The organism is Nostoc sp. (genome assembly GCF_036916985.1).
Lineage (GTDB): Bacteria > Cyanobacteriota > Cyanobacteriia > Cyanobacteriales > Nostocaceae > Nostoc.
In genome coordinates, this window is the sequence record NZ_JBALFD010000013.1 from 39,866 (window position 1) to 53,028 (window position 13,163).

General features: G+C 39.4%; 10 protein-coding genes and 1 tRNA gene. 5 read left to right on the forward strand and 6 right to left on the reverse strand.

Annotated features, from left to right (window positions below; translation table 11 throughout):
* Positions 1–880 precede the first annotated feature (880 nt).
* Together V7L07_RS03165 and V7L07_RS03170 are read right to left on the reverse strand one after the other, a co-directional pair.
* Entirely contained in the window at positions 881–1,495 is a 615-nt protein-coding gene (locus tag V7L07_RS03165; RefSeq protein ID WP_335054990.1) for a Uma2 family endonuclease, read from the reverse strand.
* 453 nt (positions 1,496–1,948) lie between these two features.
* Positions 1,949–2,269 (reverse strand): TMEM14 family protein, encoded by a 321-nt coding sequence (locus V7L07_RS03170; RefSeq protein ID WP_335054991.1) that lies wholly within the window; start codon positions 2,267–2,269, stop codon positions 1,949–1,951.
* Positions 2,270–2,356: 87 nt separating this feature from the next.
* On the opposite strand from V7L07_RS03170, the gene V7L07_RS03175 reads away from it, so the two are divergent.
* The 3 genes from V7L07_RS03175 to V7L07_RS03185 all read left to right on the forward strand — a co-directional run bounded on the left by V7L07_RS03175 (position 2,357) and on the right by V7L07_RS03185 (position 6,738).
* A complete protein-coding gene (locus tag V7L07_RS03175) occupies positions 2,357–3,706 on the forward strand; it encodes an ATP-binding protein (RefSeq protein ID WP_335054992.1) in 1,350 nt (449 codons plus the stop codon).
* A 165-nt stretch (positions 3,707–3,871) separates the two neighbouring features.
* Entirely contained in the window at positions 3,872–5,170 is a 1,299-nt protein-coding gene (locus V7L07_RS03180) for a tellurite resistance TerB C-terminal domain-containing protein (RefSeq protein ID WP_335054994.1), read from the forward strand.
* Positions 5,171–5,409: 239 nt separating this feature from the next.
* The gene (locus V7L07_RS03185) at positions 5,410–6,738 is read left to right on the forward strand and encodes an ATP-binding protein (RefSeq protein ID WP_335054996.1); all 1,329 of its coding nucleotides are present in this window, start codon (positions 5,410–5,412) and stop codon (positions 6,736–6,738) included.
* 1 nt (position 6,739) lies between these two features.
* On the opposite strand, the gene V7L07_RS03190 is transcribed toward V7L07_RS03185, so the two are convergent.
* The 4 genes from V7L07_RS03190 to V7L07_RS03205 all read right to left on the reverse strand — a co-directional run bounded on the left by V7L07_RS03190 (position 6,740) and on the right by V7L07_RS03205 (position 10,692).
* The gene (locus V7L07_RS03190; RefSeq protein ID WP_335054998.1) at positions 6,740–8,170 is read right to left on the reverse strand and encodes a serine/threonine protein kinase; all 1,431 of its coding nucleotides are present in this window, start codon (positions 8,168–8,170) and stop codon (positions 6,740–6,742) included.
* A gap of 726 nt (positions 8,171–8,896) precedes the next feature.
* Positions 8,897–8,969 (reverse strand) — tRNA-Ala (locus tag V7L07_RS03195).
* A gap of 110 nt (positions 8,970–9,079) precedes the next feature.
* Positions 9,080–9,808 (reverse strand): HAD family hydrolase, encoded by a 729-nt coding sequence (locus tag V7L07_RS03200; protein ID WP_335055000.1) that lies wholly within the window; start codon positions 9,806–9,808, stop codon positions 9,080–9,082.
* Positions 9,805–10,692, reverse strand: a complete 888-nt coding sequence (locus tag V7L07_RS03205; protein WP_335055002.1) for a class I SAM-dependent methyltransferase — start codon at positions 10,690–10,692, stop codon at positions 9,805–9,807. The genes V7L07_RS03200 and V7L07_RS03205 overlap by 4 nt, the downstream gene beginning before the upstream one ends.
* A gap of 314 nt (positions 10,693–11,006) precedes the next feature.
* On the opposite strand from V7L07_RS03205, the gene V7L07_RS03210 reads away from it, so the two are divergent.
* On the forward strand, positions 11,007–12,188 hold the full coding sequence (locus V7L07_RS03210) for an RtcB family protein (RefSeq protein ID WP_335055004.1): 1,182 nt from the start codon (positions 11,007–11,009) through the stop codon (positions 12,186–12,188).
* Between the two features lie 62 nt (positions 12,189–12,250).
* On the forward strand, positions 12,251–13,135 hold the full coding sequence (locus V7L07_RS03215) for an ATP-grasp domain-containing protein (protein ID WP_335055006.1): 885 nt from the start codon (positions 12,251–12,253) through the stop codon (positions 13,133–13,135).
* Positions 13,136–13,163 lie beyond the last annotated feature (28 nt).

The window sequence follows — 13,163 nt, forward strand, 5'->3', positions numbered from 1 at the left end:
TCTGAGGACGGTAACAATGCTCATCAATTATTTGGGAATGAGAAGTATTTTGTTACCGTCGATATTTATCCGCTCAAATTACCTGATATCAAAGGGTGCAGTAAGTTGCAGAAAAGACTGTTACCGAATAGTTAACAAGTTTGTTACCACTCTAGAAGCTTCCTCAGCTAAAGAATCTACGGGAATTTGTTACCAAATTACCAACTTCAATCTTTAGGTGGGTCCGATCAAGTTCATTTCAAGCGTCACAATATTTTTCATCCAGGTGAAGATTTAGTGGTATATATAGAGAATTTTTGTATTGTGTAGATTTGTGGACAAGTACTGTTTTGGGGTAAAACTGGGGTAAAAATTTATCAAATTACTTGTGAAGCTTATAAAAACGTTGTTTTTTGAGGTCTGCAAAACCTCCACCCCCGGTTCAAATCCGGGTGCCGCCTTCAAGGTGTACATTAACTAATTATTTGTCACTGTTAACAGATTGATGTCAATTCAAACAAATTGGTGTCAATGTTAACAAATTAAATGTCACTACTATATGTATGTGGCATTTTTTAATAGCAGACCTCTGCCTTACCTTTCAACCCACCATAAATAAATTCAGTAATGTTTGGACTGTTATAGGACTTACGCACTGTACAAAATAACTATCTTGTGTGTCAACGTAAATACGTTGTTTCAGACTTTTGCACATTACCCTTTGTTGGTTGCGATCGCAAAAAGATAATTGAAAAATCTAGCTAGAAGCCTTGAAAACTATATCTGTTATTTTGGCTTTTCTGTCAATGCGTAAGTCCTATTTACAATACATTGATAATATTTTACTTAAGAGCGACAAAAATCTGAATTTACTGTCAAGCGATCGCCTCATAAGCATTTTTCAATCCCACAACCGACGCAAATTCAGTACAAAACCCGGTAACACCGCTTCACCGGACAACTGGGACGGATTCTCTAACACTTCCACGGCTAATTCTGGTCGATAAATTTCCACCTGTCGCTGTTGCGGATTGATTAACCAGCCTAGCCGAGCGCCATTATCGATATACTCTCTCATCTTAGTTTGTAGGGGAGCAAGCCGATCTGAGCTAGAGCGTAACTCAACGACAAAATCGGGACAGATATTAGCAAAGGCTCCTTTTTGTTCGGGAGTCAATACTTGCCAACGTTCTCGGCTGACCCAAGAGGCATCGGGAGAGCGAGTTGCACCATTGGGTAAAATGAAGGCAGTAGAAGAGTCAAAGGCTTTACCCAAATCTTCATTTTCTTCGTACCAGCGATCAAGTTGCCCAGTGAGGCTGCGGTTGCGTTCTCCAGTTTCCCAGCCTGTTGGTGGATTCACAATTAACTCTCCTTGTGCAGTTCTTTCCAGTCTCAAATCTCGGTTGGCTGCTGCTAAGGTTGCAAATTGTTCTTGAGTGACGTACAACCCAATTGTCTTTGGTATCTCAATCGATAGAGTTTCGGTTTCTGGGCTGGTGGGAGTCTGTACCATCTTGACCTCTTACACAATAGGGATGCGGTGAAAGATGCTGCCCTATTAACTAACATATTGTATCTGCTGTCTGGGCGATAGCGTAAAGCCTCCGGCAGATCGCTTGTCGAATAACGGTAGACAGAAGTGTTGCTTAAAGATTCAGGCGATAATAGTACATGTGCATCGGGTTAATAGCGATCGCAATTACCATACTGCATTAAGGTTTAGATTATGAAAACAAGTAACAACACCTCTACCTTAGATTGCATCTTTGACTGTGTATTTAATTGCATTGCCCGGTTGCCTTGGGTCTTTGATTGTCTCAATAACTCCCTGCAAAAATCCCAGTAGGCTCACAAAACTTAGCATTCTTAATCCAAACATCACCCTGACTTGAATTTGCCTGCTCTCAGTCTCAAATTATTTCTGCACCCTGTCAAATTTTGAATTTAGAATTGCTGAAGACTGATATTACCTTAGAGCCACCATTTGATTCACCATCACCGCCAATGCCAGCATACCCAAAATCGTCATTAATCCCGCAGGCATAAACTTGCGTGTTTTTGCCAATCGAAATGCAAAGAAGACTACTAAAATAGCAGTAACTAATACTGCTAAAATCGAACCCCAGGTATGCCCTTGGAGTTGAAAAAAAGCCGCAATTATTAGTAATAAACCACTAATACTACCACTTAGGAGTGAAACTATACTTGTAGCCTGAATGTAGCCAATAATGCCACCAACAATCGCTAAAATGCCGTAGGCAAAAGCAGCAACTATACCTAAATTCATTGTTAAAACATCTATAGACTTTGACTTTATTACCAGGGTCAGCAGACAATTTACCATAGCTATTTAGCTATACCACACAATTGATTGATGAATAATCAAGCGATGCCAATGGCAAGTACTTCCTCATATACAAAGGTTCAACATCTCCAGCGCCAAGCAGCCTCACTTTTACTGTACCAGTCTGTTCTCCAAAGCGAAGTGGGGATAGCATTTCTGGAACTGTTGCAAGCTATACGTTACACTGAAGCCGATGCAAGGGGTTGTCTCCAAGCCTACGGCAGTTACTTCCACGCTTTGGCTGCTAGAAATCAAAACTGGGAAGATTATTTAATTACTCAACTTCTCTTCTCTGAGAATCCTTTTACAAGGTTGGCCCAACAGCGAGAATTTAAAGATTTGCCCCCAGCTTTAGTAGCAGCAGTTCACCATGATTTACAAGTATTGCAAAGTCTCTATGAATGTAGCAGCGCTTCTTTAAGCGAGTGGGTACAAGGCGTTGCTCATACGCCGATTTCACCGGTAGTGTGGTATAAAGAGCAAGAATTGGTAGGAGTAGAGACAAAGTTCGCTACATATCTACAAGAGTTAGATAATTGGGGTGATGCTGTAGAAGAGTTAGCAGCTTATTATCGGCAATGTGGCTCTGGTTTATTTGCAGAATATCGGGCTTTACGCTGGCAAGCTGGTCAGTTTATCGGTATTCGGTATTCTGACCCAATTAAGCTGAGTGCCCTTGTCGGTTACGAGTCTCAAAGGGATACTTTGCTCAAAAATACAGAGTTTTTATTATCAGGAGAGATGGCGCTGCATGTATTACTTTACGGTAGTCGAGGTTCTGGCAAATCTTCTTTGGTGAAATCTTTGTTGAATGAATATAGCAATCGCAGCCTCCGCTTGTTGGAAGTAGCAAAATCTGATTTAAAAGACTTACCAGAAATTGCCGAACATTTACGAGGTGTGTCACAAAAATTTATTATCTTTGTCGATGACCTTTCCTTTGAAGAAGATGATGAAGCTTTTAAAGCTCTCAAGGTAGTTTTAGAAGGTAATTTAACCGCGCGGCCTCAAAATGTAGTGGTATACGCTACTTCCAATCGCCGCCACCTGATTCGGGAGTTTTTTGTGGATAGACCTGCACCTAAGGATAACGAGGAAATCCATGCTTGGGATACGATGCAGGAGAAGCTTTCGTTTAGCGATCGCTTTGGTTTAACCTTGACCTTTGAACCAGCCAATCAAAAAACTTATTTGAAAATTGTACAACATCTAGCCGCCCAAGCTGAAATTAATATTACCCAAGAAGATTTGGAATTTCAAGCATTACAATGGGCAACTCGCCATAATGGTCGTTCTGGACGTACAGCACGGCAGTTTGTTGATTTTCTCAAAGCAGATTTAACACTTTTTCATGCAAATAACAATACACTCAACATCTAACATTAAAATTAACTCATTGATCGTTGCACTTCTTGGTTATTTACAGAACAATGTTATGGTTATGCACCAGTAACTCAAACTAGATATTTAAGAATGACTATGAGAGGGGTAATGACCTTAAGAACTACTTATTCTGATAATTTAACTACGCTAAAACCCAGCAATATGCAATCAGTAATGATCAGCAATCGATTTATACTAGTGATAGTTGCCTTTAGTGTGAGTTTTGGACTTAGCCTTGTCCCAAGCTGGGATTTTAATAAAGCCTTTCTCACCAGTGTAATTACTGCCGCAACTATCTATGCAGCAGCAGTATTCGTAGATAAGCGACGCAGAAATTATGAAATGTTTGTTTTAGGTTCTCTCCGCAGGCGAATTAAAGATATGGAGGGATTAAAAGCTCGTGTTGTCAGAGAAATAAATCAAATCGAAGAACATCATAATTTATTATATGCCGAATCACAACATCTGCAAAATCAAGTTACAGAAAGCCGTAGTCAAAGAGATAGTCTACATCGAGAGTTAAGAACATTTGCCGGACAAAAAAAGCAGCTGGAAAGTGAAATCAATAATCTGCAAACTGAAATTGATAACTTGCAGGAAAATCAAACCGAATTGAACAACGCTTTTTCTATCCTCACAGCAGAGAAGCGTCGTCTAGAATCTAATTGTAATGTATCTCGTGCTGAAATCACTCAGTTGCAAAGTCAAATTTCTGAACTCCAGCAGGAGAAACAAGAAGTTGAAAGCAATTTAACTCTTTTAGGCAGACTCAAACCCCAATTAGAAGAAAAACTATATGAATTGCGAATTGCAATTCAAGAGCTAGAAGTTGAGACAACCCAAAAAAATCAATTGCTTGTAGCAACAAAAACTGAAAGAGAAAATATCCAAGCTATCCTGAATTATTCACAAACCCAAATAGCAGAACAAAAAGCTGAATTACAGCAGTTGCAAGGGCAAATTTCGTTATTGCAAGAAGAACGAGACTCATTGCAAAATCAAGTATGGGAATTACTACAACAAGTAGAAACATTTAATTCAGAGCCTTTTACAGAAAATTCTCCAGAAGAAGATGATGATGATATTGAATTGTTTCCTTTTTCTGAAATAATTGAAACTTCAGCCGTCATTAAAACTTCGGATGCTGAGACATCGGAGAATATACCCGAAGAATGGACTAATTTTCTAGAAAATCTCCGAGAACATGAGTTACAAGTCTTAAAAGCTATAGTTGAACAAGATAATCCCAATGGTGCTATTAAAAAAATTGCCGAAGCAAATATCACTATGCCGAATCTATTAATCGATTCTATAAATGAACGGGCAAATGATACTATTGGTGAATTAATAATTAATACAGATTCGGAAAATCCCAAATTTTATCAGGAGCATATAACCCATATCAGGAAAATGATTGCAACGTATGAAGACCTTATGGCTAGACATGCTTCGTCAAATTAAAATTAAATTATTATTGCCGTCGTAAGATTTAGTAGTAATGTGAATATGTACCATAACCTACGCGAATATCTCACCTTTGCAAATATACCTGGCCATTAGAAATCGCGGCTGCGCGGATTCTGAAAAATTTGAAACCCACTTTTGTGGGTTTTGTCTGTATAGCCGCGAATTCTATTCGCTAGGTCTAGGGACATTTTTACTGCGTGCTTCTGTGTTTAGAATAAAGTGAAGTGTAATACATGGCAAAGCTCAAAATCTCGAAAAAAATCTCCACTGCTTTAATCAATTCCCTTGGTGCGGGGGTAGTACCAAGAGTAGGAGTTGAATATATCGCAGTAGGCCGAGAAAAAGAACTAAAAAGCCTATTACAAAATCTCGATGATATTGCAGAAGGTGTAGCAGCATTTCGCTTTATAATTGGTAATTATGGTTCAGGGAAAAGTTTTATACTGCAACTAATTCGTAACCGCGCTATGGAACAAGGTTTTGTAGTAGCTGATGCTGATTTATCCCCGGAACGCCGATTAGCTGGAAGCAACAATGAAGGTGTCGCTACCTATCGAGAATTAATGAGCCATCTAGCTACAAAAACTCGTCCTGAGGGTGGTGCTTTAGTCTCAATTTTAGAAGGATGGATTAATAAAATTCAACAAGAAGTGGTTAAAGAAACTGAAATGCGTCCCAATGACGATGGTTTTGATGACCAAGTTGAATCGAAAATTAGGGAAGTAGTTCAGTATATTGAAGACTTAGTTCACGGTTTTGATTTTGGTAGCGTGATTATCGCTTATTGGCGTGGCTACCGAATGGATGATGATAATTTAAAAAATGCGGCAATGCGCTGGTTGCGGGGAGAATTTACTACTAAAGTTGAGGCGAAAGCAGCTTTAGGAGTGCGCGTTATTATTGATGATGATAGTTGGTATGACTATATAAAACTGTTTGCGAAATTTGTAGCTGAAATTGGTTATAAAGGACTGTTAATTTTAGTTGATGAAGCTGTACATTTATATCAAATATCTACTACAGTCACGCGGGAAAAGAATTATAATCGACTCCTCGCAATGTTTAACGATACTATGCAGTGTAAAGCAGAACATCTTGGCATTGTCGTTGGTGGAACAACTAAATTTTTAGAAGACCCCAAACGCGGACTTTTTGCAGACCAAGCTTGGCAAAGACGTACAAAAGAAAGCCGTTTTGTTGCCCAAGCTAATGTTCAGGAACATTTAGGGCCAGTGATTCGGTTGAATCCGTTGAGTGAAGCAGAAATATTGACGCTTCTGCAACGTTTAGCTGAGATTCATGCACTCAATTTTGGCTATGAACAGACTTTGAAAAATAGTGAGTTGAAGGAGTTTGTACAAGAAATTATTAATCGCTTGGGTGCAGAAGCATTACTGACACCAGGGGAAATTGTGCGAGATTTTATGAGTGTGCTGAATATTCTTCACCAAAATCCAGGAATTGCGTTTGGTGAATTAATTCATGGCTCTAAATTTAAACCTACTGCTATGAGTAAGGATGCAGAAGTTGATGAGGACGGCACAGCAGAATTTAGTTTGTAGTTTACTCTCTAGTAATTGGTAAGCCTAGCCAATTGCTAAGTTCATGAGTTAGCCAGTCAAGTTCTGGCAGAGTCACAGGAAAACTATTAGCATAATTGGTAAAAATTTCATACTTTCTGCTTCCTGCCCAGATTATTAGGTAAGGTCTATTAGCAATATCTTTTGTGCGTTCCAGTTGACTTATGTTTTGCATTGGGCTAGAAAGTGGACTATGACGCTCAATCCCAAAAAGATTAAATATTCGTGAAATCTGTTGTCTACTGATGTGCAATCGCATTTCCCCAAAAAAATCTATCAAAATATGCAAAATATTGTTAGCTAAAAGGCAAACTAAAAATAACAACATTATTATTAATATTATTAATTTTGGAAAAATTATGTAAGAATGTGATCCGTAACCTCTAAGTATTATAGAAAGCAAAATAAATAGAAAAGGCAGTATAAGGATTGAAGACCATATATAAATTCTAGTCAAATTTGATAATGAGCCGATTGGTGGAACAATAACTTCTATAAAATCAGCACTTTTCTTCAAAACTACTTTACTACCAGGAGGTTTGCCCATCGTTGAATTAGTCGCCCTTGTCTGAGTCTGAGTTGTATTTACAGGTTGTTCTAAAGCTTGTAAAGCGTCTTCAGCAGAGGTCAAACGTTGACTCGCAATAGGTTCTGTCATCTGCCTTAGCCAACTGCTAAAACTAAGGCTAATATTAGCAATTTGTTCAAATTCTATTCGTAGGTCTGTTTGCGGTAAATCGCCTGGATGTTGACCTGTCACTAAATAAATTAAAGTTGCGCCCAAACTGTAAAGGTCTGAAACTGGAATAGCTCTACCATTAAATTGTTCTGGTGGCATATAGCCGTAACTTCCCACAACTGTCATAGTGCTGCTTCTTCTGGCGATGGTTTGCACTGAACCAAAATCTACCAAGTACACTTCACCCACACTATTACCAGAGCGATTTGTTAATAGAATATTGCTTGGTTTGATATCACGATGAATTACGGGCGGTTGACGACCATGCAGATATTTGAGAATTTCTAGAATTGCTTTTGCTAGTTCCTTAACTTCTTCTTCACTGAAACTACGCCCAGCTTTGAGTTGTGCTTCTAGAGATTGGGCTGGGATATAACTTTGTACGAGTGCAAATCCTCTGCTGTTGGGTGAATCTAGCTCAAAGTAGTTAAGGTAGCGGGGAATGGCTGGGTGGGAAAGTGCTTTGAGAGTTTCAGCTTCCCGCTCAAATAATTTGAGGTCGTTCCATTCAAACTCATTACCAAAAGACAGTATTTTGACTACTACTAATTCTAGAGTTTGTAAGTCACGAGTTAGCAGCGATCGCCGTCCGGCTTTTTTGCCTAGTTCCTGTTGCACTTGATACCTTTTCAACAGAATTTCTTGGTGAGAATCTGGCGATTCTTGACTTGTCATTTACTCGTGACTCCAAAGCTTTGTTGCTTTTATAGCTTTCCTGTTTGTTACTGCCCCACTGTAAGATTACTTAAGTTAGCAATAAGCATTAGGGAGAGTATTTTTCCAAAATTCGACCTACCGGGATGTCAAGTGTAGAGCGACAAATTATTTGACCACAGCGACAAATTATTTGTCAAAAGATTTAATTAACTACGAATCCCTATATATCAGGACTTTCAGGAATTCAACCCGTAAAAAACTAATTCAGGCTTTGGCGACAAATTAAGCGTCTTTTTTTAGGTTTTACGACTAATTAGATGACAATTCTTAATTTAGCGATGAATTAAATGTCAATTCTTCGCAGTTTCATAGTAGTATAAATGTACCCAAATAATCAATGAAAAATCACATCTATGAATCCTTTAGATGTAGATGACCAGTTTGAACTAGAAGATGAAGACAGCTTCCTATCGGATGACGAGTATACAGACACACTCGACTTTTTAATGGAAGTTGAGCCATTGAGTGAGAATGATAACTCTGTAGAAGAAGACAAATCTGTTGAGTTTTTAGATCAGAGATTTTTAGAGGACTCAGAACTCAGACTCTCAGGTGAACAAAGACTCAAGCTAGAGATAATTCGCAATCTACGTAAACCCTGCGATCGCCTAACTTACGGTGAAAGATTGGAGGAAGCAGCCAAAAAGCTTGGTAAATCTGAACGAACGGTTAGAACAGTACAAATGGAGAATAACGGATTCGAACCGATGGCCTCTGCGGTGCGATCGCAGCACTCTACCAACTGAGCTAATTCCCCTTAATCAGTGCTGAGTTATGTTAGCGGGGCGTTTAGCCCGTGCTGAGTCCTGAGTTATGAGAAATATCACTCTTCAGAACAATACTCTTTCACCATCACCATTGACTATTTTAGCATTCAGTTGCCGATGGTTGAGGCTGTTTTTGAGAATAAACCTTTTGCACCCGTTCGAGTTCCAAATCACTGAGATAATCAACAGTCCAGTTACAGCAACGCTGGAGCATGTGAAATGGGTAAGTATTTGCGACACCAACAACCTGCATTTGCGATCGCTTCGCTGCTGCTATACCAGCTGGAGTATCTTCAATTGCTAGACACTCGTGTGGTTGAAGATTCAAGTCAGGATATTCTTTATTCAGGTGTTTCACTGCCAGTAGATAACCATCGGGTTCTGGTTTACTGGTGGTTATGTCATCACCCGCAACGATAATTTTAAAATATTCAGCCAGTTTAGCGCGATTGAGTACTAATTCGATTTCTTTGCGAATAGCACCACTGACTAATCCTAGTTTCAGATTTCGCGATCGCACCTGAAATATTAAGTCTGCTACACCTGGATATAAAGGCAGTTTCTCGATTTTTTCTAGTTCCACCGTATAAGCTTGGGCTTTGCGGTACAACAACTGAGTTAAATAGTTTTCGTTGGCTACTCTACCACGATTAGCAAGTAATTGCTGAAAACAAGCGCGATCGCTGCGTCCCAAAGAAGCTTGACGCTCACTCACCTTTTGGGGTTGGAGATTTTCTTCAATGAGAATCTCATCGATCAGTTGTAGGTGGATTGGCTCATCATTAATGATGACACCATTAAAATCAAAGAGAACTGCCTTTAAACTCATGCCATTATGCCAAATGCTGGAGAACCAAGTCCCTCCAAATCATTATTATCTATTGATGTGGGAGTATACTGACGGACATTTTCGGTTGCTATTGGTTTAACGCCGCTAGTTACCTGATTTATCCACCATACATCCTGCGATCGCACTGCTTCAAATCCGGCTGCACCCATATTCGCATCTATACTACCAGCAGCATACTCACGAATATATGGCTCCTCAAAAATATCATTAAGCCATTGTAACTGACGCAGAGTTTTCTGATTTCCATCTAGAATTAATACTTGCCCTCCAGTTACCAGTAACCGGAAGCTTTCCCTCAGAATTGCTAGGGATACGGCGTCTGGTGTTTCATGAAATAGCAAAGAAGCTGTCACTAAGTCAAAAGAAGCATCCCTCAAGCCAGTTTTTTCAGCATTTCCGTGTCGCCAGAGGATCTCTAAGCCAGCATTTCGTGCTTTATCTTCTGCCCTGACTAGCATATAGGGTGATAAGTCCAAACCGATAACTTCCGCCTGGGGGAAAGCCTGTTTTAACATCAAGGTAGTAGAACCTGTGCCGCAACCTAAATCGAGTATGCGTCGTGGTTTCACCTTGACAGCATCCACTAAAGCCTGACGGACAGTACTTTCGTTCGGCGGTAGAACATATTGGGTAATCGGATCGTAAGTAACTGCGGCATCAGAATTGAGATATCCGTTAGTAACACCGTGAAAGTTTTGACTGCTGTAGTACGACGGAATTGTGACATCATCTCGTCGATAGCGATCGCTCTCTTTCTCCCAATCAATACTATCAGCGTAACGCCGTAAACCGTCTTCATCAATCAAAAGACGCACTACAGGGGATAAAAAACGTTCCCAGATTGTATCTTGACGCACTGTCATATTGTGTCAGAACTTTAAGGGGTTATGGAAACAAAGTGATTTTCTTTACAAATTTTAATACATCTGGGAAATATCTGCTTTCTTTGGTGCGATCGCCTTGACGTTTGTAATCCATCTTGCTACATTCATACTACAAGTATATTACTTTCTAAAAGTAATTCTTCATCTGCACGAAAATTGAGACAGCTAAATCAAAGACAATACAACATTTAAATTGCTACAACTAACTAATGGGTTATAAGTCATACCGATAATTATCAGTGTCATATAGCCAATCCCAAATCTAAAATTTAAAATCCAAAATAGAAACAATTATGCCCTACGAAAAATTAGAAATTACCACACCAGCACCAGTCTTCTCTTGGGCAAATCACTCTTTAGGGCCAGAAGAAACCAAGATGGCCAAGAATGTGGCATCATTACCATTTGTATTTAAGCACGTGGCATTAATGCCAGATGTTCACTTAGGAAAAGGTGCTTTAGTTGGTTCTGTAATTGCAACCAAAGAGGCAATTATACCGGCTGCTGTCGGTGTGGATATTGGTTGTGGTATGAGCGCGATCAAAACAGCATTTACCACCGAACAACTAGAAGGTAAACTCAAGAAAATTCGCTTGGATATTGAAGCAGCAATTCCAACTGGATTCAACGAAAATAAAGACATTCAAAAATCTGTCAGCAATTGGCAACACTGGGATGATTTTAAAGACTTGCATCGCGGTGTACAAGACCTACAAAGTAAAGCAATGAAACAGATGGGTTCTCTGGGTGGAGGAAATCACTTTATTGAAGTGTGCCTCGATACAGAGAACCAAGTTTGGCTGATGCTGCATTCTGGTTCGCGTAACATTGGCAATAAACTCGCCCAGTGTCATATTCATACAGCCAGAGAATTAGCAAAAATGGCAGGTAATAAATTGCCTGACCCAGATTTGGCTCACTTTGTCGCAGGTACGCCAGAATTTCAAGCATACTGGCATGATTTGCAATGGTCACAAAACTATGCACGTGTCAACCGCGATGTGATGATGGCGCGTTTTAAGCACATAGTTGAGAAACATCTCGCAGGTGGGAAGGTAACTAAACCTTTATTGCAGGTTAATTGTCATCACAATTACGCAGAAAAAGAAGTGCATTTTGACGAGGATGTATACGTTACTCGTAAAGGTGCAGTCCGTGCCCAAACTGAAGATTATGGGATTATTCCTGGTTCGATGGGGGCAAAGTCTTTCATCGTTAAAGGTAAAGGTAATGCCCACAGCTTTTGTTCTTGTTCTCACGGTGCAGGACGTTTAATGTCTAGAAATAAGGCAAAAAATGTCTACACACTTGACGATTTGATAGAGCAAACAAATGGAGTAGAATGCCGCAAAGATGAGGGTGTCTTAGATGAAATTCCCGGTGCTTATAAACCAATAGAGCAAGTTATGGAAAATCAAGCGGATTTGGTTGAAGTTGTAGCAACACTTAAGCAAGTTCTTTGTGTGAAGGGATAAGTCTCTTGGGTGGGCAATGCCCACCTTTTTATTTTTAACTATTGAGGCACGCTGAAGAATAAATGATTGTTTTAAGTGAATCGACTGAACAAATAGAGCAATCTGCCAGCGCTAGCGAAAATAAATTGATGACTGAAGCTGCACAATTATTAGGGTGCAAAGTCTACTACATACCACGAGATTTTGAACGATGTAGTACAGCCGAAAATGCTCTCTGGCACATTCCTAACTATCCTAAAATAACTGCTGGTATCTGGATAGGATATATCCCTGAGTTTGAGCGTTATAAGGCTATATATCATGCAGCTTTAGATAAGGGGATAAAATTACTCAATACTCCTTTAGAACACCAGACAGCACTAGAGTTTGACCTATTTTACCCTCACTTAAAAGGATTGACACCCGATAGCCTGGTAATTACTTCAACAACCGAATGTATTGAGGCTGGTGAATTATTGGGATTTCCTCTGTTTGTCAAAGGCGCAGTTCAATCTAGAAAAATGCAAGGATGGGAGTCTTGTGTAGCGAATAATCACGAGGAATTAGTCAAACTAACAGAATTGTTATTAAAACTTAAATATGGTTCACGAGGTAGAGTTATTGTTAGGAAATTGGTAAAGTTGCGGCATAAACGCCTAGCCCCAAATGGCTTTCCAATGGGGAGAGAATTTAGATGCTTTATTTATAATCAGCAGATTCTAAAATATGGATATTATTGGGATGGTCAAGATGACTTGAGCAAGTTATCAAAATCAGAAAAGACGCAAGTATTAAAATTGGCAATCCTAGCCTCTGAATGCCTTGGTGTTCCTTATATAGCAATTGATATCGGGCAATTAGAAAGTGGAGAATGGATAGTGATAGAAACAGCCGATGCACAATTTGCTAGTCTGATTCACATTCCCGCACTTGAACTATGGAATAAGTTGAAAAATATATGCTATTGACAGTTTATTGAAGTTTATTTAATAAATT

Bases quoted from the DNA above. Each gene is read 5' to 3' on its own strand.
- V7L07_RS03165 (WP_335054990.1), bottom strand. From the start codon at position 1,495: ATGGTACAGACTCCCACCAGCCCAGAAACCGAAACTCTATCGATTGAG.
- V7L07_RS03170 (WP_335054991.1), bottom strand. From the start codon at position 2,269: ATGAATTTAGGTATAGTTGCTGCTTTTGCCTACGGCATTTTAGCGATT.
- V7L07_RS03175 (WP_335054992.1), top strand. From the start codon at position 2,357: ATGAATAATCAAGCGATGCCAATGGCAAGTACTTCCTCATATACAAAG.
- V7L07_RS03180 (WP_335054994.1), top strand. From the start codon at position 3,872: ATGCAATCAGTAATGATCAGCAATCGATTTATACTAGTGATAGTTGCC.
- V7L07_RS03185 (WP_335054996.1), top strand. From the start codon at position 5,410: ATGGCAAAGCTCAAAATCTCGAAAAAAATCTCCACTGCTTTAATCAAT.
- V7L07_RS03190 (WP_335054998.1), bottom strand. From the start codon at position 8,170: ATGACAAGTCAAGAATCGCCAGATTCTCACCAAGAAATTCTGTTGAAA.
- V7L07_RS03200 (WP_335055000.1), bottom strand. From the start codon at position 9,808: ATGAGTTTAAAGGCAGTTCTCTTTGATTTTAATGGTGTCATCATTAAT.
- V7L07_RS03205 (WP_335055002.1), bottom strand. From the start codon at position 10,692: ATGACAGTGCGTCAAGATACAATCTGGGAACGTTTTTTATCCCCTGTA.
- V7L07_RS03210 (WP_335055004.1), top strand. From the start codon at position 11,007: ATGCCCTACGAAAAATTAGAAATTACCACACCAGCACCAGTCTTCTCT.
- V7L07_RS03215 (WP_335055006.1), top strand. From the start codon at position 12,251: ATGATTGTTTTAAGTGAATCGACTGAACAAATAGAGCAATCTGCCAGC.